We start from the raw sequence: 24,151 nt of genomic DNA, 5'->3' as shown, positions 1-24,151 counted from the left end.
CATCGCTTGGCGGTAATCGAGCGAAGTCGAGATTCAACTACCGCGCAGTCGTTGTGAGTCGAGATTCAACTACCGCGCAGTCGTTGTGAGTCGAGATTCAGTGACCGGGGGCAGGGGGAGAAAGGGTTTTCAGGTTTTTGCACAGATGCGGAAATTATAACTAATCAGCCGGACATGATATGAGTAGCAATGAATAATTTAGGCTAATTGAAAAATGCCATTACAACCAAGCTATGACTTTTTCTGACTAAATAGTACAACAACCTTGAATTGTTCGGAAAAATTCATAACTATTTAGGACTTTATCATGCTGCATTTATTTCATAAAAAGCTTAATTTAAAATCATGATAAACCAAATTACTCAAGGCTGAAATAAAGCCAAATACACATCAATACTGCTCGGTTAAGCATTTTTGACTCGACATTGAGTTTGAGTAAAAGGTTAAAGGGTAAAGGTTAAAGGTTTTTTTCTTCCCCTTTTTCTCTTAACCGACAAGTATTGAAATACACATAAGTTCCAGTTAAAAAATAATCTCTTTCAGGAATAAATATTATGACTTTCAATGCGACTCTGCAAATAAATAATGATATCGCCAAGATTAAATTATCTGGCGAACTAGATGCAATGACTGCACCAATTTTCAAAACAGAAGTAGACAAAGCAGCATCCTCTGGCGTGAAATACCTAATTTTACTAATGCAAAACCTAGAATACATGTCTAGCGCAGGTCTACGGGTGCTAATCTTCGCCAAACAAAAGATGGGTGTAAATGTTGATATTTATGTCGTTGGCGCTCAGGAAATGGTAATTAGCACATTGAAAAAAACTGGATTCGATCAAAGTGTAATTTTAGTAGATGAGGATAAGACTATTGAACTTGAAAGCGCTTAAAGGAAAGCATATTAATTAGTTTTTTACAAGGCGATTGATATGCAACCTTCTTTAAAAGTGCCTGCAACTCTGGATTCACTTTCAAAAATAGCTGAATATGTGCTGGCAGCTACTGCATCTGCTGGTTTAGATAAAAAAGCTGCCTATCGCTGTCGCCTAGCAGTAGACGAAATAGCTACTAACATTATTACCTATGGCTACGATCAAGCGGGTTACACGGGAGTATTGCATTTGCAAGCAGATATTGATGAGCAAGCTTTGACAATTTCTATTGAGGACACAGGTTTAGCTTACAACCCTTGCGAGACTAAACTTCCAGATAAAGATGAGTTAAATATGCCCTTAGAGGAGCGTTCAATCGGTGGTCTAGGGATATATCTTGCACTTCATGAGGTCGATAAGTTTATCTATGAACGTATCAACGGCAAAAATCGCAATATCTTCATTATGTATCGCATTCCATCGGCACAGTAAAATTGCTCAACAATTGTACCAGGGAGGCTTATCTATAAATGAAAACAGAGCATGAGCTTCTGCTTTTTTACGAGCGAGACTTACAAATCGCTCGCATGATTCAAGCCGACTTCTTGCCAGAAGCTCTGCCACAGATACCAGGGTGGGAAATAGCTGCCTGCTTTCATCCAGCCCGCGTCGTAGGTGGAGACTTCTATGATGCTTTTCCCCTTGCTAATCACCGAATTGGGATTGTGATTGCGGATGTTTGCGATAAAGGGGTGGGTGCTGCGTTGTTTATGTCTCTTTTCAGAAGTTTGATCCGGGCTTTTGCCCAACAGAATTATACTCTAAGCTGGTTGGATGCTCTTACCGATAAGGGCAGTAAATCAATTAAAGAGGGACGACAACGGGCACAAGCTCCTAGAATCGGCACAACAGTCCTCAAAAATGCAGTTAGTCTGACAAATAATTACATTGCCAATAATCACAGTCGGATAAATATGTTTGCCACGCTTTTCTTTGGCGTGTTGAACCCAGGCACAGGTTTATTGCACTATGTTAATGGTGGACACGAACCTCCAATCATTTTCGGAGCAAATGGCATTAAGGCTAGGCTTAAGGCTACTGGCCCGGCTGTTGGCATGATGCCCAATAGGGAGTTTGGTATTGAGCAAATTCAGTTAGAACCTGATGACATCTTAGTAGCTTACTCTGACGGTGTTACTGATGCCCGCAACCCAAAACGTGAGTTTTTCGGCGAAGAAAAACTACTATCTTTACTTCAGCAGCCTGCGTTCTCAGCTACTGCTGCACTTGATCGGATCGAAGCAAGTGTGTATGCTCACATTGGTGATGCAGATCAGTTTGATGATATTACCATGCTAGCTCTGCATCGTGTTTAATTTCGAGTCTAGCGATGCCTTCGCAAGGATAAAAAATGTGTGATTTCTAAGTTTTCTCAGAGAATTAATTCTGTGTTGCCTCGTTTGCAAGGGGTGTACACAAAATTATTAATCCCAAGTGCCAGGGTGATTTTTAGTGGTGCGATCGCCACAACTTTGGTAATTGGAATGCGGCAACTTGGTTTGTTGCAAGCACAGGAACTCTGGGCTTTCGACCAGTTGGTTAGATTGCGTCCTGATGAAGGTGTTGATCGCCGTCTGCTGATAGTTGCAGTAACTGAAGAAGATATCCAACTGGAAAAGAAATGGCCATTAAGCGATCGCACGTTAGAACAGGTCTTAGATAAACTAGAGCAACAGCAACCGCGAGTTATCGGTTTAGATATTTATCGAGATTTTCCCATATTACCTGGCAATAAAGAGTTAACTAAACGTTTTAAGCAGAGCGATCGGATTATTACTGTTTGCAAAGTTAATGATTCTTCCAATAATCCAGGAATTGCACCTCCTCCTAACGTCCCAAAAAACCGGATTGGATTTTCAGATTTGCTAGTAGATTCCGGTGGGATCTTGCGTCGCAATCTACTATTTATGAATCCACCTCCAGTCAATAAATCTAGTGGAAATCCGCACCTATGCCAAGATTCCACCGCCGATCTCTTTTCTTTCAGTCTCCAGTTAACGCTAAATTATTTAAAGGTAGAAAAAATCGAACCGAAGCTTACTTCATCCAACGAGTTAAAGCTAGGTTCAACAATATTTAAACGCCTCAAACCCAATTCTGGCAGCTACCAAAATATTAATATAGGGGGGTATCAAGTTATGCTTAACTATCGTTCCCCTCGCCATGTCGCTCAACAAGTAACCCTCACAGAAGTATTAACAGGCAAAGTTAATCCTAACTGGATTAAGAACCGTATCGTCCTCATCGGCACTACCGCAGAGAGTATCAAGGACAGTTTCTACACACCCTACAGTGCAGGACAGCAAAAAGACCAAGAAATGTTAGGGATTGTGATTCACGCACAGGCAGTAAGTCAAATTCTGAGTGCTGTCTTAGATCATCGTCCTTTATTTTGGTACTGGTCAGACTGGGGTGAGACTCTATGGATAGGGATATGGTCGCTTTTCGGAGGAATAGTGGCTTGGCACATTCGCCACCCCATACGCTTTGGACTGGCTATTGTAGGTGCATTAGCCGGCTTATGTGTGATATCCTTCGGTTTCTTTTGCCAAGGAGCTTGGATACCCCTAATACCACCTCTATTTACATTTATAACAACTGCTGGAAGTGTGGTTATTGTAGACCGATTTAATAAGTCAGGATACACAAAGGCAATTTACGATCGCCTTAAAAATCCTTTCAAGCTAAACATCGAGATTGACCAGTCAAAGAAAGAACGTCAAGTAGCCCAAATTACACAGACGGAATATTTTCAAGACTTACGAAAAAAGGCAAAGGAACTTAGGAGTAAAAAAATGGTTAATGAGACTAAGAAAAGCCCTCAAACTGGAACTTCCGATACAGAATATTTGCAACAGATGCATGATAAGGTAAAAAAATTGAAAAGCCGGGCAAATAAAACAGACGAATAATCTATAATATCATGCCTGGAAAATTAAATATAACATATCAAACTTCCGAGCCAAAGGTTTATACGACGGGTACGATATTTTTACTAATGTTAATTTGTGGATATATATAAGCTATTAATTTATATATTTTAGTTTTATAAATAATTTCTACACAACAATACCAACATCTCTGATAAAACTCTTATTTATCTATGTCTTTTATGGTTAATTTTTCCATTATCTGCGCGTAAATCCTATTATACTCAGGCTTTGTCAAACTAAAAATCTAACATTAAATTAGAGTGAATATGAAAACTAATTTTTCTCTAAAATTTGCACCACTTTCTTTAGCTACATTGCTAGAAATATTTGTTATTGCTGCTTTTCCTCAGACCTTAACGGCTCAGTCATCAGCCCCTTTACTTAGTCAAAACTTGGCTGGTAACAAAGAAATATTTGAGAGAAAAATCAATTTCAAGCCTCCGAAAGTTGGAGCGCCTGACAATCGCAAAGGAGGGGCATCGCGTCGTGGTACTATGATGTGTAGCCAAAATCAAAAGACACTAAAGGCATTACTACCAGGAAGTACCCTTGGCTTAACTGTAGAAAAATATCCAACTTTCTTTGTATATATTCCTTCAGTTTCTAGGCAATTAGCAGAATTCGAGTTACGGGAGAAAAACAATAGTACCGTAGTTTATAAAACGAGATTTACACTTCCCGCAAGTTCTGGTATTGTTAGCTTCAGCCTCCCTACTAACAAAACCTTACAACCTCTAGAAATTGGCAAAAATTATAAATGGTCATTTTCCATCATTTGTGATTCTCAAGATCGTTCTGAGGACATTTTTGTAGAAGGTTGGGTACAAAGAATCGAACCAAGTTCTACTCTGGTTAGTCAGTTAGAGAAAGCAACATCACGCGATCGCCCCTCTTTATATGCAGAAGCTGGCATTTGGTACGAAACTCTGACAACATTAGCCCAACTGCGTTATTCTAATCCTCAAGATTTAACTTTAGTAGCTGATTGGAAAGAGTTATTAGAGTCAGTTGGGCTTAATAGTATTGCCGAAGAGCCGTTAGTTCAAACTTCAATCAACTATAAAGCCAAATCGGCGATTTAACTTTAGTTCTAGCAATTCCGTATTTTTTTCCACAGATGCAGTCCTTGGCAATACTTGTCGGGTTTTGGGGAAAAGGGGAAGGGGGAAGGGGAAAGGGGAAAGAAAAAACCTTTAACCTTTACCCTTTAACCTTTTCCCCAAACCCAACTCCGAGTTAAAAATCCAAAACCCGAGCAGTATTGCAGTCCTTGGTATTATCTACCAAGGACTGCCAATCATTGTAAAGGCTGCCCAATAATACGGATGGGAGAAATTCAAATCTCCCAGTTCTGATAGTTCTGGTGGTAAAGGCATTTCTGCCCTTAATCCAGAGGAGCGTAGTTGTCCTTGCTTAAACTGAACTTGCCCTTTAAGCATTCTTATTTGCGCTTGTCTCAGGGCTTCAGCTTTAATCGGTGCTGTTTTCAAGTGCGTGTAAAATTCTGTCATCAACGCTAAAGTTCCAGCATCGCTAACATACCACAAACTACCCATTGCCGACTTGACTCCCGCTTGCAAAGCTAACCCTGAAAAGCCTAGCTCTGCTTGCTGATCTCCTAAGGCAGTTCTACACGCACTCAATACTAACAAATCTACAGTAGGAACATTCAATTGCAACTGTCGCAACTGGTTTAAGTACAGCTTCTTATTCCAAAATTGAATATAGGAGTTACTAGCTATTCCTGGTTGGAAGGCTCCGTGAGTTGCCAAGTGAACAATTTTGTAAGGTTGCCGTTTTCGTTGCGATCGCAAGTTATTTAAAGTAAATTTATCGTTTAGGAAGCGTTCCCCTCCTCGATTCTCCACAATTGTAGATAACTCTATAGGTACAGCAGGCAAAGGATCGAAGTCTTTGAATTGGGAAGCTCCCATTGCCAAAACTGAAGATTTACGGATGTCAGTGTAACGAGTGTCTACCAGACTGAAGGCAGGAATTAAACTGATATTATAGTTTTCTACCAAAAATTTCTGACCATCATGCAATGCTGACAAAGGTACAGAGCGCAAGCCAGTACCAACGCAAAAAACTAAAGTATCTATATTTTGAGCTTTCAGGTCTTTTTCAATTGGAGCAATTAACCACTGATAAAGTTGTTGTGCAGAAGCTAAGTAGCTCGTAGTATCAACTTCTCTAGGATTACTAAGTTCAACTTGAAACTGTTTAATTATTTTGAGCAAAGTATTTTTATCAGCTGCTGATATACTCTTATTAATCGGGTTATGTTTCGCCGTTACTAAAAGTATTTCTAGCTGTTTATCTGTTGGTATTAGATAAACAACAGCAGATTTATTTCCAGTTTGATTTTCAATTACTTGAAGTTTGTTTTTAATAGCGTTAGAAGTCATTAATTGATTAGAAAAATTTGCACCTAAATAATTTTCATAAAGTTTTTTCCAGATTTTTTCTTGTTCAGCTACGGAATCTCTTGGTAGTGGTACTTGAGTAGTTGAATTTTGTAAACTTAGATGAGACCTCTTGCACAACTCTTTTTTGCACTCTCGTAAGAGAGCTTTTTTCCTAACCTTTTCCCTTACTTCTGCAATAAGTCTATTATTAATTACTTGAGAGAAGGTAATAGTCTCAGCTTTAACTGAGATAGGATTAATTATTTTTGTAATTAGAAATATTATGGCTAAAAACTTAATTTTATTCACGACTATTGACACCGGGTTAATGTCTATTAGTATTTCATGTGATAATTTGTTTAGCGATCGCTTCCACAATCTGACTGAAGGGATGATTGGGGTAGCGTAAGCAGAAGATATCCCTACTAGCTAGGTGAACTATTTCTTCTGATAGAGGCAAAATGCCTGCTACTGAAGCATTGTAATTTATTTCTACCTGTCGCCGTAAAGTATCGAAATCTAAATTTGGCAGTGCTTTATTCACAACCATTAGCATCTGGGGCACTTCTAATTGACGGGCGACATCCACAGTTACAGCCGTACCCTGGAAATCTTGATGATCTGGGCGCAAAATGATAATCAAAGCATCGGAAATGGTAATCGAGAGTAAAGTCTCTTCATTGAGTCCAGGGTGAGTATCAATAAATAGATATTCTAAATTTAGTCTCTCGATCAGTTCTTGAAAGCCGTCATGTAGTAAGCCTACGTCATATCCCTCACGTAGAATTCTGGTAATTTCACCCAGATTGAGAGAGGAAGGGATAAGGTAAATAGCGCTGTTTTTTTTAGCTATCTCTTTCAACGCGAAAGTAACATCATAGGCTGTATCCTCAACATCACAGCGCCCCCATAAATAATCATTAAGGGAAAGCTCCATCATTTCCTCATCGAAACCGAAAAGGACATGAATCCCTGGAGATTGAATGTCAGTATCAACGATACCAACCCGATGCCCATAACGGGCAACAGTAGCAGCCAGATTAGCAGTTATATTTGATTTACCAGTGCCCCCCCGAAATGAGTGGACAGATATAATTTTAGGCATGATATCGTGTTCGGTGAAAGACTTATCATTAAAACCGCAGGGGAGCAGGGGGAAAGAAGTTTTCCTAGTTTTTGCATAGATGCGGGAATTATAACTAATTAGGCGGACATGATATTGTATTATTTACCTACTAATATGACCACCGATCTACCTCCTATAAACAATCCGTGCTGGTTTTGCAGTAATGGTTCCGTCCCTGGTGCCCAACTTTCCTCTGGAGGAGTGGCACTAGTGTTAACACAAACATGCCACTGCATTTGCTGAGGAAGTTCTGGTATCTCAAACCAATGACTTTCCCAATGCATATTCATCGCCACATATATGTAATTGTCAGTTACTGTACCCTCTTTAGCGTGTTGGCCACAAAGCATAAAAGCCACGATGCGACTTTCGTCAGACCAGTCAGCGTTCCATGCTTGAGTTCCATGCCAAGTAATATCGCTATAACCACTGCCGACATAATCCACATTGCGAAAGTGGTATTTATTTCTCAGCACAGGATGGGCATTACGAAAAGCAATACAGTCTTTAAAAAACTTAAACAAATCTGCATGAGATTCCAATAATCTCCAATCCAGCCAGTTGAGTTCGTTATCGTGGCAATAAGTATTATTATTTCCGTATTGTGTGCGTCCTACCTCATCTCCCATGAGGATCATTGGCACTCCTTGGCTAACCATCAACATAGCCACAGCATTTTTTATCTGTCGTCGGCGTAAGGCGTTGATATCTGGATTGTCAGTCTGACCTTCCCAGCCACAATTCCAGCTTTCGTTATCATTAGTACCATCGTTGTTATTTTCACCATTGGCTTCATTGTGTTTCCCATTGTATGAAACCAAATCCATCAGTGTAAAACCATCATGGCAGGTAATGAAATTAATCGAAGCTGTCGGGCCACGGTCAGCCCAAGCATAGAGATCCGGTGAACCTTGTAGTCGCTGTGCCATGTCTCCCGCCACCCCTGGTTCACCTTTAAGGAATTTACGAATAGTGTCACGGTACTTACCATTCCACTCTAACCAACGCCCAAAAGCTGGAAAAGACCCGACTTGGTAGAGACCACCTGCATCCCAAGCTTCAGCAATTAGTTTGCAGTTAGCGAGAATTGGGTCAAACGCAAGACTTTCTAACAGTGGTGGGTTAGAGAGTGGTGCCCCCCAAGGGTCACGTCCCAGAATCGCCGCCAAATCGAAGCGGAAGCCATCAATGTGATACTCAGCAGCCCAATAACGCAGACAGTCGAGTACCATATTGCGAACAATTGGATTATTACAGTTGAGGGTGTTACCAGTGCCACTAAAGTTAAAGTAGTAACCCTCTGGGGTCAGCATATAGTAGGTTTTGTTGTCGATTCCGCGAAAGGAAATCGTCGGCCCATACTCGTTACCTTCTGCTGTATGGTTGAAAACAACATCTAGAATTACTTCAATGTCATTTTGATGCAGAGTTTTAATCAACGTTTTGAGTTCATCAACTTGCATCCCATATTTGCCTGTAGCTGCATAACCAGCTTTCGGCGCAAAAAAGCCGACAGTACTGTAACCCCAGTAATTTAGTAGTAGTTCCCCTGTTTGAGGGTTAGGGCGGCTGTTTTCAAATTCATCAAATTCATAGATGGGCATCAGCTCAATACAGTTGACACCTAGCTCCTTAAGATAGGGGATTTTATCACGGATGGCAGCAAATGTCCCTGGATGCTTCACTCCAGCAGAGGGATGCTGAGTAAAACTGCGAACGTGCATCTCATAGATGATCAAATCCTCAGTAGGAATTTGTAATGGACGCTCACCTTCCCAGTCAAAGTCATCAAATGCTAAACGCGATCGATGCTGATACATATTATCCCAGTCGGGTTTTTCTCCCCAAATATCTCTGCCACCGATGATTTTGGCGTATGGGTCTAGAAGAATTTTGCTGGTGTCAAACCAGTGTCCTTGTTTGGGGTCGAAAGGCCCGTCCATGCGGTAGCCGTATTCGAGGTTTTCGTAATCCAAATCAAATACGGTCATGCTGAAGACATTACCAATGCGAAACTCTTCTGGAAACGGAATTTCCGCCATTGGTTCAAGGGCGTGCTTTTTGAACAGTACTAAGGTACAGGATTTGGCATGACGGGAAAAGATAGAAAAGTTAACGCCTCCTGGTACTAAGGTTGCTCCAAAAGGAATCGGACTACCGGGACGTAGCTTAAAGTTTTCGTAACTATGGGTGGGATGGATATCAATTCTCTGCATTTATAGCTCCTATTGGGCTAGTACAAAAAAGCTGAAGTATGCAGTATGAAATAAATAAACCAGCACTGTAAGTCTTTTGGAGTTTTGTGATGAGTTATTTATTTGTACTGTAATTTTATCAAACAGAATTCAGAAGTCAGGAGCCAGAATTCAGTATGAATTCTGAACGAAAAAGCGGATGAATAAACGGGTCTAAAACCCCCTCCAAATCTCCGATTTGGAGGTCTTCAATCAGTCGCGGGTCTGAATCCCCGACTGATTAATTCTGACTTCTGAATTCTTCTTCAAAGGGAGTTCGTAGTAATCACCTTAGTGCTTGAGGAAGGGCTAAACCCGGATTTCTCACAAGCTATTAGGTGTCTTTGACCTGAACTTTGATATTGAAAGTTTCTAAGGCTTCATCAAGGGTGTTGCGAGTCTGAAAAAAGTCGAGAAATCCAGTCATGGACATTGTGTCCTGAATTTCTTCGGAAAGCCCTACCAAAATGATCTGTCCGCCTTTAGCAGATAATTGCCGGTACAGCGACAGCAGCATCCTTAAGCCAGCACTGGACATATAAGGCACATTCGTCATTTCTAAGATCATTCTGGTTTCAGGTTGAGCTAGTGGTAAAATTCGCTCTTGAGCTAGGGGAGCTGTATTGGTATCTATATCGCCGACTATTTCTACCACTGTTATTGGTGCGAGTGTATTCGGAGCAGCCTGGTCTCGATCGACAGCCGTGTTTAACAATGTTACTGGCAGCAATTCGATGTTAATTGTCATAGCGTATTAATCTCAAATTTCAAGAAACACAATAGTTTTGTGCAGTGTCCACCAACTAAAATCTGATACCTGCGGGGCATCTTAACTTTTAAAGTAGCGATCGCACTCTTGGACTCTTATTTATGCGATCGCCTGTTGAGTTCTTTTGATTTCCTTAATTCGGGACAATTCGGACTTTAATTTTTATTTGTTCTTGAGTATCAGGGAGTTTTACTGTTAATGCATTTGCATCAAAATCACTATACTCTTGCTCATTTGCCCATACTTGACCAATCCGCACGCTTCCAGGTGGCAAAATATCTGGTTGTACCCGCAGGATGTTGTCTTTAAATGCTCCCGGCTGTGGCTTAAAGTAAAGGTCGATTGGTTGCTTAGTAATTAGTAGGTTGGTGTAAACTACCGATAAATAGCTCAATTCGGTTGAGTGATAACCGCTCATTGAGTGGCTACCTTTAAATCGCTCATTACCCATCAAATAGGGCAAACCGTTAGCCAAAACGTTGAAGTAAACACCGCCGTCATCATGATCGAGGAAGAAAGCATTATAGAATGCTGACGCTTCGCGGGCGTGACGTAAGTATTCCGGCTCTTGGGTTATGCCGTGCAGAATCAAGTAGGCTAAAATTGCTTGCTCTTGTTGCCACCAAGCTTTCCGATCGTGCCAAACGAAGCGGTATTGTTCATCGCCTTCGCCCAGCGTTCGCTCTACCACATCATACCAGCCTCCGCGCTGGCGATCGCTACCCGCATTTGGCATCAGTGCAGCAATTTTTTTTGCTAAATCTGCATATTCAGCTTTGGGTTTGAGGCTTTGCATACGCATCAGATTCCAGGCTATTTTGAGGTTGTGACCTACTACAGCGCGGTTTTGCTGCCATCCGTATGTGGTATCGTGGCTCCAATCTTCGTAGAACCTTTCTTGGACAAATGGGCTATTTTCGTAATCTGGGAAGTATTTAGCGATCGTGTCAAAAGTGTATTCCAGCATATCGGCGTATTTTTGTTCGCCAGTTGCTAGCCACAAATTGATTAGATAAGCTGGTGCGTGATCTCCTACTGAGTTCCAGTTTTTGCGGGCGCGATTTGCACCAAGGGATTCTGCACGCGGGTCTAAAGTTAAGGGGTCAATGTGAGAGAAATAACCAACGCCATCTTTATCTAAGAAAAAGCGATCAAACAAATCGATAGTCATCTCTGCATCTTTAAGAATGCGGCGATCGCCAGTTATGCGATAAGTTTGGATAGGGCCAGCTAGAGCATAAATTTGTTCATAGGCTGGGATGGCATCATAATCATCGCCAAATTCAGACGTTAGTAGTTTTTGCTCTCGGTTGCCTGTAACTTGAATACCGTGATACCAGTAAATTAAATCTTCATCTGGATCGTAAAATCTCATGTGCTGGCGCAGATACTCAGTACCTTTTTCCGCACCTTCTAGAAATCGGTCTTCTCCAGTTAATAGGTAAGCTGAGGCGAAACCATAAACTAAGCGAGAAATTGTATCAGTTTCTTGTAAGAAATCATCACGCTTTTTACTACCAGCCAAGTTGAGATAAGTACGATATTCCTTATAATCAATCGGCTGTTCCGGGTAGCCAAACTGCCATTTTAGATAAGAATCAGCAATTGAACGTATTTGTTTGACCCACCAATCTGGTTCTTCATGGCGATATTTACTGGGTGCATCTCCTGGAAAAACAAGATATTTAACGTCAAATTTATAATCTTGTCCATAAGGATAGAAAACACCATAAGCAAACACATGCTGACCGGGAGTGAGCATTTCACCAAACCGAGCAGTACAGTCGAGATAAGGTTCGTCTAAGTTTTGGCTAATCCGACCATAGGCGCTAGGGGTAAGATATGCTTGGTATTCTCGTCCGTCTGATGTTTTAATACCAAATGATTTTTCGCTGCGGTTAAAGTGGGTGACATAACCAGCGATCGTGTCTGAAAATGAAAAACTCATGTGATCCATAGGGTTATCTCCAAAATTGGTTATTTGTCATTTGTCATTGGCCATGGGGCATGGGGCATTAATCATCAGTTCTTCTCCCTCATTTCCCTCATGCATTTGCTCCGACTTTGACCTTTTGTTGCTGCTTTTCAATTTCTTGTAGAAAAACTTCCATAAATTGGTCTACAACTCCTGGATGTTTTCCTGTTATCAAATTGCCATCAATGACTAAATCGGCGGTGGCATCACCTTCATAAATAACTTCACCACCTGCATTTTCTACATCACAAATAATATTGTGAGCGCAGGTAACTTGGCGACCTTGAATCAAATCTTTATCAGCACATAAAAGCCACAAAGAATGACAAATTGTACCAATTTTTACACCATCTGTACTCATTGCTTTTCTAAGAAAAACTACCGCCGGAGCTTGATTTTTCTGACCTTTTTTGACAGAAACTTGATATCTCAGTCGATCCATAGCATAAGCACCGATACAAATAATTCCTTTGTAGTCAGATGGATCTATATCGTTAACTTCTGTGGTTACAACTACATGATCTTCAACTTCACCGTTATCGGGATTTGAACCGAATGTTAATTGTGGATTGCCCCACAAATGAGAAATGTATTCTACTTCATAGCCTTGTTGAGGAAAGTAATCATTGAATTTGCGAAATTCAGTTTGGTCGAAATGTTCTTCAATAAGTACACCAATTTTTCCTTTTAAATCAGTTGTCATGGCTAGTTCACTCTTTAATTATTTGTATGTATTGAATGCCAATTTGTTGATAAATGCAGACTGGAAATTTGTTCTGTTTCTTGTCAGCGAAATATGAAGAGGCGCTAATTAAGACGGGAGTGTTTGGTTCGTTGTTGGATAACTAAAAACGCGACGATCGCACCCAGTGCCACTAAACCAGCACCGAGGTAGAAAGCAGACTGAAAGCCTTGAGTCAACGCGCTTGCCAATACTGCTGGTGATTCACCTTGCGCTGCAATAATTCCTTTAGTGTGAGCGCTGGCAACTGCCACTAGCAACGCCAGAACTATCGCAGCACCTACCTGCTGACTAGTAGCCAGCAACCCGGAGGCTAGCCCGGCATCTTCATGTTTGACCGACATGAAAGCAGCAATAGTTAACGGCACAAAGGAGAGACCAGCGCTAGCACCGACAATGAGCGAAGCAGGTAGCACATGGATTAAATAACTGCCACCGACAGCAACTTGGGCGAAGAGTACCAGACCAAGGGACATTAAAAGCATCCCGGCTGTCAAAACAGGTTTGACACCGAACCGATTCACCAGCACCGAGGCAAAACCAGAGGAAGCACCACCAGCTAATGCAAAAGGTAAGAAGGCGAGTCCTGAGTCGAGTGCCGACAAGCCTAATACCTGCTGAAGGTAGAGTGAGATAAAGAACAAGGTACATAACGGCCCAGTGCCATGAACCAAAGTGACAAGGTTAGCTCCGGTGAGATTACGTAGACGGAAGATTCGTAACGGCACTAGTGGCGCAGGCGATCGCAGCTCAATAATAATGAAGCCGGCGAAAAGTAACACACACAGCCAGAGTAATCCGAGTGTCCGCGCCAAGTGCCCTTCAGCGTTCACGATTGTGAAGACAAGCAGAATTAACCCTGTTGTACTACAGAAAGCACCTGCTAAATCGAATTGCCGAGAATCTTTTTTCGTGACAGTCTCATTCAAAAATGTTGGAGCTAACAGAGCTGCTGCACCAGCGATCGGTACGTTGACAAATAGCACCCATTCCCAACCCAGCATCCCAGTCAGTATTCCACCCAAAAGTACACCAGCTGCGCCACCTGATGCACCCGTAGCCCCCCAAACTCCTAAAGCATGGTTGCGTTCCGAACCTTCAGTGAAGGTCATGGTAAGAATCGATAACGCCGTCGGAGAGCTAAGGGCAGCGCCTAAACCTTGAAGACTACGTGCTGTAATCAGCATAGCTCCAGAAGTCGCAAGACCGCCCATCAGTGAGGCTAAAGAAAATAGAGTCAGTCCAACAATGAAAACGCGACGATGACCGAGTAAGTCTCCTGCACGACCACCTAGTAGGAGAAAGCCGCCAAAGGCAAGTGTGTAGGCATTAATCACCCATTGGAGGTTCTGTTGTGAAAAATCGAACGCTGACTGCATTGAGGGCAGAGCAACATTAATAATTGATACATCAAGTACGAACATAAACTGTGTCGCACACAGCAGGATCAGCGCCAGCCAACGCCGGGAATTTGTTGCAGTCTTAGTGACCATAAAATTTCTTGTATCATTAGTGAAGAGTTAGGGCAATACTTGTCGGTTAAGGGGAAAAGGGGAAGGGGGAAGGGGGAAGGGGAAAGAAAAAACCTTTAACCTTTACCCTTTAACCTTTACCCAAACCCTATTCCGAGTTAAAAATGCACAAAACGAGCAGTATTGGGAGTTAGGGGAGTACTGGGTAAGGAAACAAAGATTATGAGCAAGTGTTTCTCGTACATCCCTGTACCCTTACACCTTTGAAAAAATGCGATCGCTATGGTTGTGTTGTAAAGACAACTTCGTACAAGTGAAAATCGTGAGGGAATTCTACAGCTTTCTCTACAGGAGCCATAAATTCTTGGCTTTTCAGAGCCGTTTCTAGTGCTTCCTTGCTGCTCCACTGGGCGTAATTTATCACTCGTGTACCATCCAAGCTTTTGTGGATATTCACAGATATCAAACCCTCTTGCTTTTTAGCTTTTTCGATGTTACTTACTAGGTGATCTACTAAAAACTGCTGCTCTTGAGGATTTTCAACTGTGAAAACGTTGATCACGGTAAGTAGATTAGTTTCTTCGCTGATGGTAGTCATTTTTGCTCTTAATTCCGAGTTAATACTAATAGGACTATTCGTTTCACAGAATTCTTGCGTAAATCCTAAACTGAGTAAAAAGGTGCGTTATTTCGTTGTGTCTTAATTCGAGAACTGGGAAAAAGCCATTCCCTCTAACTGAAAACAAAGTCCGCAGCTGAAAGTTGGTTGAACAAAACGCCAGTCACGTTTGCCAGGGATATCTCACCATCAATCCCGCTAGGTTGAGCAATAATACTTGTACTGCGAATATCGCCAAAGACAGGCAGTAGTTTCAAGTCATTAAACGAGGAAACACCGCTAATTCCCTGAATGTAAATCTTGTCAATACCTTGTTCAAAATCTGCGATCGTATTTTTGGTATCGCTTAACGGTAGTAGACCAAAATCAGTTTGTTGCCTAGTGTCAGGAACTGCATCAGGTAATCTACCATTAGCAATCCAGAACTGATCGGCTCCAGCATCACCGTAGAGGAGATTGCCACCACCTTTAGAGATAATCAGGGTATCGTCTCCGTCACCACCAACGAGTTGATCGTTGCTGCCAGCGATGAGAATATCATTTCCTTCGCCACCATCAAGAAGGTTATAACCTTTACCACTAGAGGCATCAAGCAAGTCATTTCCTTCCTCGCCAAATACGCGGTCTTCCTCAGTCGCATAGAGTTCATCATTGCCCTCACCTGCATAAATCCGAAAACCGGGTTTCGGCCCTGGAACTTGAAAAGAGCCAGTTATTGAAGCCTCACCTTTAAGGGGATCGCTTGGATTTGTACTGAGTTTGCCAGTTTCGGAGAAGTTCAGCGTGCCAGTAGCACCTTTAAATTTGCCCTCTCCGCCAGTGAGAGTGTAAGTACCAGAAGATGTGGATGTGAGTTTCTCAAAATCGACCATACCGTTAGCGTTATCAGTGGCAAACAACTTATCGTCGTTGCTTCCTTGCAGCACTATCGAGCCAGTCGGTAAACCCTGTAAGCCAAATTTTGTTGGGTCTGTGTTGAAGTTGAATTTGCCAGTAGCAAAGTCAGTCTGTCCGTAGACCAATCCAGTGAGTTTGTCCAAACCATAAGGAGCGTTAGTACTTTGCCATGACGGTGTTACCTGTACAAGGTTTGAGGCGATGCCTTTAAAGTTATTTTTCGTCTCGTAGTCGGCGTGAAAATTGTAAGTTGTCTGTGTGTTCTGGAGATCACTCTTATTTGGTCGATAAAAATCATCTCCATCACTTAAGAAGACAAGCTGTTTAGGCGAGATATTAGTTTGAGGTTTTAAAGGCGACACTACAGGTACTGGTTCAAGTTCTGCTGGTGTAATTGAGACTGCCAACGACTCGACTTTTCCAGTACCAAAGTTCCCGAAGGAGTACTCATTTCCTGGTGCCACATAGACAAAAGTATCTGGCTGTGCCAACCTAACTTCATTATTGATTTTGAAAGATAATTCTCCCTCTCTAACATAAAATACCTCAGAGTTCTCGCTTTTAATAGGTGTAGGAAAATCATTGGTGGAACGAGCAATTTGACCCCGAATATCACCTTTTTTATTTCCTTCAGTATCTATCTCGAAATAGAATTCGCTCTCTTGTCCTGGCAAACCACTATTTTTGACGAAATCACTCAGGGTAGTGGGAATTTCCTTCTCTGTGAGATTCCAGACACCACTAATGGTGGCAGATTTATCAGGATTCAAAGTGATACTTAACTCCGTTTCATCTTGATGAACCGGGTCTAAAATACTAAATACGTCTGAACCATTGCTGCCGCGTTTACCTGAATAAATATGAATCCCAATGACATCATCTAGCTCACTACCAAGAGTTTGGGGAGTTTTATCTGCTACTAATTCCCCAAAATCCAAACCTGTAACTGTCAATTTATATTCAAGCTCTCCTGCCTGATTTAATTGGACATTAGCAGTGCCAGTTGCTAGCGATTTTGTAGGCTCTACCACCTGATTACTATTTAAATAGGAGCTAGCAAAGGTATTAGTTGTTTTGGGTGCAAGGGAAAATTGGTTATATGAAGGGTGATTACCTAAATAGTCTGCTGATTCTGCAAAACTAGTCAAAGAAGTGTACTCAACTCCAAAGGGCCCAGAAATTTTTGGTCGCTCGCTTGCAGTCCAAATACTAAACCCATCAATACCAGCCACTTGAGCTTTTAGCTTTTCCTCCAGCCCCGCAGGCGCGTCATCTGGAAGCACCAAAACATACTTGGGAGTGCCTTCACGCGGTGTATACCCAGGAAACGCTATACCTTTAGGAAAGGATTCGCCACGATAACCAGTTCGCTGCCCAAATTCGATAAATGCAGGGTTAATTCCAGGAGGTGGAGCGGGAATTGGGTCATTTCTATCTTTGACTGGCTCACCCGCAAATCCAAATAAGAAATCTAGCCCACCAGGAGTTGTGAGTGAAAGAATTCTCGCTCCTTTATTTGTTCCTGATTTAGCCTCTGTAGAGTCAGGGTTGGAAAATCCATGAGGTCTCAATCTTGGGCCAAATATCAAGGTTCCAGCAGGTACTGCATCCAAAACAAAGAATTTGTCGCTTCCTGGAACCCCAGCTTCATCACCTAAAAAGAAATTAACACTTCCTTCTTCGACAAAAAAAGCCTCGTGTTCGTAATTATGGATGTGTGGTGGTGGCCCACCTCCTGGCGGAACAAAGAAATCAAATGCATTGAAAGCAAAATTAGTTTCTTGTGATGTTGCTAAAAGCGTGTATAAATCACCAGAAGTATAAAGTGCTGGACGTTCATTTAATGGAGCATCTTGGGGAACAAATAAGTAGTCATCGACAAATCCAAGTGTATTGAGGGATTGAATACCATTTGAAGTTTTATGATTGGGCGAGTGAGTGTGATCTGGCTCGTCTGAATGATTTGGTTCGTTGGGGGAATGGATTGGTATAGAACCGATTGGATGTGTCATATAAGTTTATTGCTTTTAGTTAATCTTGTATTCAAGAATTTGTAGTTGAATTTTTGGCTGTTTGATTATCGAGATACACCGGACAATTTTCGGTTGAAGGGGAAAGGAATGTGGGTATACTCGCTATTGCTATGTAGCAATCCTATTTGAGTTGTGAAAAGTATTTTGTAAGAGTAAAACAAAGAAAAGATTCACAAATAATTTAGGACTGCTACATTAGATAGCTTTTAAATCCGCACACCTGTTGCAGATGCATCTGGATAAACTCGCCATTCGTAAATCTTATCGCCATCAAAACGATAGATATCGACGCAAGGAACTTGAACGAATCGCTTGTCTTGTTTATGGATATAGTTAGCATCCATTTCTAAAATAATGGTGTTGCCAATCTCCCAAATTCCTCGTGTATTGTGGGTTGTTAGTTTGAGAGTTTTATAGATATGACTTAATAAATCTCGACAGGCTTCTGGCCCGATTACAGGGTCATTTGCACCGATTTTATAAAGTAAATTGGGGGTAAAGAATGACATAAATTGATCCCAATTTTCGGCGTGTAAAGCCTCATACATTTTTTCCAGCGTTTTCGTCAATGAACCACCAGATGTAGCAGCTTTTGGCTGTGCTTCATTGTTATCAAAGACGAATACCGGATCAATATTCATATAAATCCGCAGTTCTTGGACTTTATCGCCTTTGAAAACAATTGTGTCGCAGCAAGGAAGTGTAAACACTTTACCATCATGGCGAATGTAGGTGACATCCATTTCACAAACAACTGTGTTTCCTACTTCCCACATATTTTTAATATGGTGGTAAACTTTGGCAACCGTTTCTAGGAAACTAACAGAAGAGTCTCTAATACCTTGTGGCCCATAAGCAACAGGGAAGTTGCTGAATTGATAGTGGGCATCTTCGGTGTAGAACTTAACGAAGTTTTCTACATTCATCGATTCACCAGCTTGAAACATCCGGCGGACAATTTCAGATTTCGTACCAACAAATACCTGTGAATGTGCGACTACCATTGTTTTTTGCTCCTGATTATTTTTATTTTCAATAATATGTTTTAGATGTTGAGTAGCTTGAGCGATCGCTTCTGGTTGAGCAGCTTTAATAAACCATTGGGCTTCTACTTGTGCGAGGGATTTGTCACTAGTAGGCTGCAAATTTATTGTGTAAGTTAGAATTGGCAAAGACCCAGAATTACCATTGGAAGGTAGCGTCACTTGGTTACTCAATTCACCAGTGAAAAGTGGATGATCCACCACAGTAAATGTTACTTTTCCAGCTTGCTTGTCTACGATGACTCTTTCTTTCATGTGCATTCCCGGTGTTCTAATTTCGCGGAGAATGCCATTGTTATATGTTTCTAAAATCTTCAGTTCTTCAACTACATGGGGAATATATGGTTGGGGGTTTTGTATTTTGTCCATCAAAACATCCCAAACAGTTTCTAAAGGAGCATCAACGGAAACACTGTGTGTAGCGTAAAGCCCCTGAGCATTTGATTTTGGTTTCTGAGAATTTAAAAACCAGTAATTTGTCCCATTAGCTTGGTTATATTCTGCCTCTGCTCTAGTAAAGTTTTCTTTGGCTTTACGAGTAACTTGGTTGAATTCTAACTGTTCCCCATTTGGCCCTTTGCAATAGAATAGTGCCCATCCTTCAAAATCGCCAGTAAAGTCTGTCTTGGCAAATTGGGGAGCAAGTTTCTTCATTTCTTCTGCCGAGTTAGCCCGAATAATACGGTTAACAACTACCTCAGTCAGCCCTCGTCTTTGACATTCCTCTTCTAATTCTTTCGCAAAGGCATCAATATCTACATCATCTTTCACATAGAAAGAAAGGTGCGGTGCATTAGTGTAACCAACAGAGGAAGGTATTTTTTCAAAAGCATTTGGTGCAGCAAGTGTTAACTTAGCATCTCGGAAATGAATGATTTCAACTACTGTATTGCCAAAAGAAATGAATCTGACATCTAAAGACATGTCTGAACCATCTCTAATGTTGGCAACTCCTAGAGACTTTGGATTGATCCCTTTTTCAATGGCTTCAACCTCCTCTTTTTGAAACATCAAATTGTGTAATGCTTCGCCGTAAAATCCATTTCCACCAATAGCGACTTTACCTCCCAATACTTCAAGGTAAAATTCTAAAGATTTTGGCATGTCATAAACTGTGATGCCAAAATGTTGTACACCTTGCAGGTAATGACCTAATCCAGACTTACCATTCTGTTTATTCTGCTTGCCGTTCATTAGAGAAACTACGTCCTCCTTAAGTTGATTTGTCGCGCCTACTTTCATAATCAAATCCGCAACATTAGAACTACATTGACCTGCTAGAGTCATTTTGCTGTCATAAACAAAGGTGTAAGCAGTTCGCTCTGGAAATGGTAAAAGCCTTTGTATGTAATTAGCTTGGTCTTTAACAGCAGCAATATATTCTTTAGAAGCAAAGAATGTTTCCATTTCTAGAGGATTGGCAAAAGCAATTTCAAAGGCAGCTTGATACTGCTTCTCTGGGGCTTCATAATGAGATACTCCAGGTGCATCTGGGCGAGAAGTATCTACTTCCTCCAACAAATGCAGTCGGAATTTTAAGACAGAATCACTTTGGATAACAGCTGGTGCAAAGCTGTCTGTCATATATCTGCGAAAAGCTTCCACGCTCACAGCATCAGATTTCTTCACCATAACATGGAACTTAATTACACCTAGTTCTCCGTTGGGATCTCCTGAGGGGATGCTATCAATATAGGTTTTAGAATTGCCAGAATTAGTTATGTAACCAACTGCTTTGCTGAATATGTTGTGCTCGTCATCCATGAGAATGGCGGCAGATTTGAACCATATATCGCGTTCAGCTTCTGTCTCAAAAGTTAATTCGGCAATTGCAGTAAACTGCTCTTCTTCAGTACAGGTGTAATCTACCTCAGCAACTTCCGGCCAAATGCCACCTTCATTTTTAGCCAGGTGAAACTGCCAGTATTGATGCTGTCCGGGAAGGCGGGCACAGAGGGGGCCATGTACGTTTCTCCAGTAGTCATCGAAAAGTTCTTGGGAAATGCCTTTGCGTTTCCATAACAAAAGATAGAGGGCTAACTTGCCTTTTTGGTCGCGGATTGAGTAATCAACTCTTCTCATTGCTGTTGTCATTACCTTTTTCCTTGTTTCAAAAATTTTATTGAGGATGCCGAAGCAGCCTGCGACTTTATTGAATCCTGCGTAAACGCACATGAACAAAAGAATGTCTGCAATCTTTTGGTGAGTAGCTCCCTGTTTGAGAGCTATGTTTATATGTTTTGTAAAAGGATTATCGGAAGCTTGATGATTTTGGTTGACAATATCAACTGCGATCGCAATCACCGCTTTAGTCTTTTGGTCAATTAATGGCAGACTGCATATTTCACCATCTACACGAGTAACAAAGTAACCATTCGGGTTAATACTTTTTCAATTTGCAGTTCCAACTCTTGCAAATTTTTGTATACCCGCTTGTCTGTCATCCTAAGCTGTAGCGATCAGTTTCAATAATCCACTAGGAGCAAAAACATCGCGGTAGAAAGTCAATTGTTCAGTTTTGAGGTAGCATCCGCCTCTATGACCACGGCGAATCCAAGTAACATTTCCCTTAGCAAGTGTTTCGTTGGTTTCATCATCTACACACTTCCATTCAAAGAAGGTAACTTCACCATGAAACATGACGATTGGCCAACACATTGTTACACCTGGTTGAGCAATTAATGCCCACCAATGTTGTTCACGCTCTTTTTGTTGTGCTAACCCTTGATAGGGCCCATCCTGGCAAAAATAAACCAAATCTTCACGATATTCACCAGTTAAAATGTCGCCTCGTCCCTGCCTTAATGCCTCACAATGGGTTGGCCACCATTCTTTGTTCTCTTGTTCAATCTGCTCAACAGTATAACTAGGACTGATCTGTGGTAATATCCTTTCTTTCATTCCGACAAACTTTTCGGCATCTTCAATCAGTTTTTTCGCTACATAAGCAGTTACAAGCCCCGGACGAGAATAATCTGCTGATAAATCTTTATAGTAATTAGTACGTTTATTAATGAATGTGTTTGCAGCATTTTGGGAACCATTGCTGAAACCATTCGAGTTAGATATAAGTTTTTGTTCGAGCATAAGACAAACTACGTCCTCCTTTAGTTGATTGGTTGCGCCGATATTTGCGATCAGTTCTGCAACTGTAGAACTCCGCTGACCTGCCAGCGTCATCTTGCCGTCGTAAACAAAAGTGTAAGCAGTTCGTTCTGGAAATGGTAAAATACGCTGAACGTACTGAATCTGGTCTTGAACAGCAGTAGCATATTCTTTAGAGGCAAAGAATGTTTCCATTTCCAGAGGATTGGCAAAGGCAATTTCAAAGGCAGCTTGATACTGCTTGTCTGGGGCTTCATAATGGGATACCCCAGCCGCATCTGGGCGGGAATTATCTACTTCCTCAAACAAATGCAGCCGGAACTTGAGGACAGAATCACTTTGGATAACAGCTGGTGCAAAGCTATCTGTCATATATCTGCGAAAAGCTTCCACACTCACAGCGTCAGATTTCTTCACCATAACGTGGAACTTAATCAGATTCAGTTTGCCGTTGGGATCTCCTGAGGGAATGCTATCAATATAGGTTTTAGAATTGTCAGGGCTAGAGTTATAACCGATCGCTTTGCTAAATATATTATGTTCGTCATCCATGAGAATGGCAGCAGATTTAAACCAGATATTACGTTCTGCTTCTGACTCAAAGGTTAATTCAGCAATGCCATTAAACTGATCTTCTTCTGGACAAACATACTCAATACCTTTAATAGTTGGCCATAAACCACCTTCATTTTGAGACAGATGGAACTGCCAGTATTGGTGCTGACTTGGTAATCGCGCGCAGACTGGGCCATGAACATCTCTCCAGTAATCATCGAAAAGTTCTAGGGAAATTCCTCTCCGTTTCCACAAAAGAACATAAAAGGCTACTTTACCTTTTTGATCGCGGATTGCATAATCGGCTTTTCTAGTTGTTAACATCATTGCTGCTCTCCTTTGTCCACATTTTCTGTCTTAATTGAGGCGAAATATTAAGTTTGGGAACTAAGAATCTCATTGAGGCTACCAAAGCAACCAGCAACTTTATTGAAACCCCCATAAACGCACATAAATAAAAGAAGTTCTTCTATCTCTGCAACAGTGGCTCCTTGCTTGAGAGCCATGTGTACATGTGCCCCGAACGGACTACCTGGGCCTACTTGATTTTGATTCACAACATCTACTGCGATTGTAATTAGAGCTTTTGTTTTTTGGTCGATTAAAGGCAGACCCCACGCTTCACCTGCTACGCGGGTGCAAAAATCACCAAATTTAGCGTTAATACTTTTTAAACCCTCTTGAACGTCTTGATCGTCCAAAACTGCATTGTTATATTCCATTTCATTCTTGGTTAGATTCATATTTCTTGTAAATCCTTACTGTAGATTTGCAGTTGCAAAAGCAACTCTTTAAAGAGTTATTTTTTTCATCAACTATTAAAAAAATCTTTTTTTTTGTAGTTCATATCATAAAGATATGATTTCTATTCTTATTTAAATTTTGTTTGGGGTTGATGTAACTCTGTATTTAATTTAAGATAATCACCCAGTTTTCTAAGCATGAAAAAGTCTTAGGTAGTAAGGGATTTTTCAAAAAAGTGTAGTTAAATTTATGTAAAATAGGTCAGTAAACGTCTGAAAAGGTCATATTAACCTTTTCGGCAAGATGATTGATTTCATCCTTTCGTATCGCCCCAATTTTGCGTTTTTGTTCCTGAATGCCTGAAAACGCCTATTTCTCGTAGACTAAAGTTGCGATCGCCCAATACGGTTTAGTTAGGAAATTTATTCGTTGAGACAGGCAGGGGGAGCAGAGGAAGCAGGGGAAGCAGGGGAGGAGAAAAAAGTTTATCTGAACCATATTGTGCGATCGCCTATTCAATCTAAATTCCTAAAACCCAATCACTCAGCTTTGGCAATCTTA

The 24,151-nt window shown here is 41.2% G+C and carries 17 protein-coding genes and 1 pseudogene; 5 read left to right on the top strand and 13 right to left on the bottom strand.

From position 1 onward, the window contains the following. Positions 1-554: 554 nt before the first annotated feature. The 5 genes from RMX98_RS26865 to RMX98_RS26845 all read left to right on the top strand — a co-directional run bounded on the left by RMX98_RS26865 (position 555) and on the right by RMX98_RS26845 (position 4,950). On the top strand, positions 555-893 hold the full coding sequence (locus RMX98_RS26865) for an anti-sigma factor antagonist (RefSeq protein ID WP_322678330.1): 339 nt from the start codon (positions 555-557) through the stop codon (positions 891-893). Between the two features lie 39 nt (positions 894-932). Beyond that, entirely contained in the window at positions 933-1,367 is a 435-nt protein-coding gene (locus RMX98_RS26860) for an ATP-binding protein (RefSeq protein ID WP_322678331.1), read from the top strand. Positions 1,368-1,405: 38 nt separating this feature from the next. After that, the gene (locus RMX98_RS26855; RefSeq protein WP_322678332.1) at positions 1,406-2,251 is read left to right on the top strand and encodes a PP2C family protein-serine/threonine phosphatase; all 846 of its coding nucleotides are present in this window, start codon (positions 1,406-1,408) and stop codon (positions 2,249-2,251) included. A gap of 39 nt (positions 2,252-2,290) precedes the next feature. Further along, positions 2,291-3,847, top strand: a complete 1,557-nt coding sequence (locus RMX98_RS26850) for a CHASE2 domain-containing protein (RefSeq protein ID WP_322678333.1) — start codon at positions 2,291-2,293, stop codon at positions 3,845-3,847. A gap of 287 nt (positions 3,848-4,134) precedes the next feature. Continuing rightward, positions 4,135-4,950, top strand: coding sequence for a DUF928 domain-containing protein (locus RMX98_RS26845; protein ID WP_322678334.1), 816 nt, complete (start codon positions 4,135-4,137; stop codon positions 4,948-4,950). Between the two features lie 198 nt (positions 4,951-5,148). Here the strand turns inward: RMX98_RS26845 and RMX98_RS26840 are convergent, their stop codons facing one another. The 13 genes and pseudogenes from RMX98_RS26840 to RMX98_RS26780 form a co-directional block, all read right to left on the bottom strand. Then, entirely contained in the window at positions 5,149-6,414 is a 1,266-nt protein-coding gene (locus RMX98_RS26840; protein ID WP_322678335.1) for a CHAT domain-containing protein, read from the bottom strand. A 205-nt stretch (positions 6,415-6,619) separates the two neighbouring features. Next, complete coding sequence (locus RMX98_RS26835; RefSeq protein WP_322678336.1) at positions 6,620-7,381, bottom strand: MinD/ParA family protein; 762 nt, start codon at positions 7,379-7,381, stop codon at positions 6,620-6,622. 119 nt (positions 7,382-7,500) lie between these two features. Continuing rightward, positions 7,501-9,618, bottom strand: coding sequence for a glycogen debranching protein GlgX (gene glgX / locus RMX98_RS26830; RefSeq protein ID WP_322678337.1), 2,118 nt, complete (start codon positions 9,616-9,618; stop codon positions 7,501-7,503). Between the two features lie 352 nt (positions 9,619-9,970). Then, a complete protein-coding gene (locus tag RMX98_RS26825) occupies positions 9,971-10,384 on the bottom strand; it encodes an STAS domain-containing protein (RefSeq protein ID WP_322678338.1) in 414 nt (137 codons plus the stop codon). A gap of 154 nt (positions 10,385-10,538) precedes the next feature. Next, positions 10,539-12,362, bottom strand: a complete 1,824-nt coding sequence (locus RMX98_RS26820; RefSeq protein ID WP_409881362.1) for an AGE family epimerase/isomerase — start codon at positions 12,360-12,362, stop codon at positions 10,539-10,541. Positions 12,363-12,450: 88 nt separating this feature from the next. Continuing rightward, a complete protein-coding gene (locus RMX98_RS26815) occupies positions 12,451-13,083 on the bottom strand; it encodes a DJ-1/PfpI family protein (RefSeq protein WP_322678340.1) in 633 nt (210 codons plus the stop codon). A 104-nt stretch (positions 13,084-13,187) separates the two neighbouring features. Then, on the bottom strand, positions 13,188-14,615 hold the full coding sequence (locus RMX98_RS26810; RefSeq protein ID WP_322678341.1) for an MFS transporter: 1,428 nt from the start codon (positions 14,613-14,615) through the stop codon (positions 13,188-13,190). Between the two features lie 259 nt (positions 14,616-14,874). Continuing rightward, complete coding sequence (locus RMX98_RS26805) at positions 14,875-15,192, bottom strand: antibiotic biosynthesis monooxygenase family protein (RefSeq protein WP_322652424.1); 318 nt, start codon at positions 15,190-15,192, stop codon at positions 14,875-14,877. Between the two features lie 134 nt (positions 15,193-15,326). Then, complete coding sequence (locus RMX98_RS26800) at positions 15,327-18,122, bottom strand: CHRD domain-containing protein (protein WP_322678342.1); 2,796 nt, start codon at positions 18,120-18,122, stop codon at positions 15,327-15,329. A 227-nt stretch (positions 18,123-18,349) separates the two neighbouring features. Beyond that, complete coding sequence (locus tag RMX98_RS26795) at positions 18,350-21,280, bottom strand: AtaL-like protein (RefSeq protein WP_322678379.1); 2,931 nt, start codon at positions 21,278-21,280, stop codon at positions 18,350-18,352. A gap of 90 nt (positions 21,281-21,370) precedes the next feature. Beyond that, positions 21,371-21,490 (bottom strand): annotated as a pseudogene (locus tag RMX98_RS26790) (carboxymuconolactone decarboxylase family protein); the annotation flags it as partial. 141 nt (positions 21,491-21,631) lie between these two features. After that, a complete protein-coding gene (locus RMX98_RS26785) occupies positions 21,632-23,173 on the bottom strand; it encodes an EthD domain-containing protein (RefSeq protein ID WP_322678343.1) in 1,542 nt (513 codons plus the stop codon). 47 nt (positions 23,174-23,220) lie between these two features. Further along, positions 23,221-23,589 (bottom strand): carboxymuconolactone decarboxylase family protein, encoded by a 369-nt coding sequence (locus tag RMX98_RS26780; protein ID WP_322678344.1) that lies wholly within the window; start codon positions 23,587-23,589, stop codon positions 23,221-23,223. Between the last annotated feature and the right edge of the window lie 562 nt (positions 23,590-24,151).

This window comes from Nostoc sp. DedQUE02 (assembly GCF_034531035.1).
Classification (GTDB): Bacteria; Cyanobacteriota; Cyanobacteriia; order Cyanobacteriales; family Nostocaceae; genus Nostoc.
The sequence above is the reverse complement of the archived record's forward strand: the minus strand, read 5'-3'. Positions and strand labels throughout refer to the sequence as shown.

Excerpts from the sequence above, each read along its gene's own strand:
- RMX98_RS26865 (WP_322678330.1), top strand. The coding sequence starts at position 555 with ATGACTTTCAATGCGACTCTGCAAATAAATAATGATATCGCCAAGATT.
- RMX98_RS26805 (WP_322652424.1), bottom strand. The coding sequence starts at position 15,192 with ATGACTACCATCAGCGAAGAAACTAATCTACTTACCGTGATCAACGTT.
- RMX98_RS26810 (WP_322678341.1), bottom strand. The coding sequence starts at position 14,615 with ATGGTCACTAAGACTGCAACAAATTCCCGGCGTTGGCTGGCGCTGATC.
- RMX98_RS26820 (WP_409881362.1), bottom strand. The coding sequence starts at position 12,362 with ATGGATCACATGAGTTTTTCATTTTCAGACACGATCGCTGGTTATGTC.
- glgX (WP_322678337.1), bottom strand. The coding sequence starts at position 9,618 with ATGCAGAGAATTGATATCCATCCCACCCATAGTTACGAAAACTTTAAG.
- RMX98_RS26800 (WP_322678342.1), bottom strand. The coding sequence starts at position 18,122 with ATGACACATCCAATCGGTTCTATACCAATCCATTCCCCCAACGAACCA.
- RMX98_RS26845 (WP_322678334.1), top strand. The coding sequence starts at position 4,135 with ATGAAAACTAATTTTTCTCTAAAATTTGCACCACTTTCTTTAGCTACA.
- RMX98_RS26785 (WP_322678343.1), bottom strand. The coding sequence starts at position 23,173 with ATGATGTTAACAACTAGAAAAGCCGATTATGCAATCCGCGATCAAAAA.
- RMX98_RS26795 (WP_322678379.1), bottom strand. The coding sequence starts at position 21,280 with ATGACAACAGCAATGAGAAGAGTTGATTACTCAATCCGCGACCAAAAA.
- RMX98_RS26815 (WP_322678340.1), bottom strand. The coding sequence starts at position 13,083 with ATGACAACTGATTTAAAAGGAAAAATTGGTGTACTTATTGAAGAACAT.
- RMX98_RS26825 (WP_322678338.1), bottom strand. The coding sequence starts at position 10,384 with ATGACAATTAACATCGAATTGCTGCCAGTAACATTGTTAAACACGGCT.
- RMX98_RS26855 (WP_322678332.1), top strand. The coding sequence starts at position 1,406 with ATGAAAACAGAGCATGAGCTTCTGCTTTTTTACGAGCGAGACTTACAA.
- RMX98_RS26860 (WP_322678331.1), top strand. The coding sequence starts at position 933 with ATGCAACCTTCTTTAAAAGTGCCTGCAACTCTGGATTCACTTTCAAAA.
- RMX98_RS26780 (WP_322678344.1), bottom strand. The coding sequence starts at position 23,589 with ATGAATCTAACCAAGAATGAAATGGAATATAACAATGCAGTTTTGGAC.
- RMX98_RS26835 (WP_322678336.1), bottom strand. The coding sequence starts at position 7,381 with ATGCCTAAAATTATATCTGTCCACTCATTTCGGGGGGGCACTGGTAAA.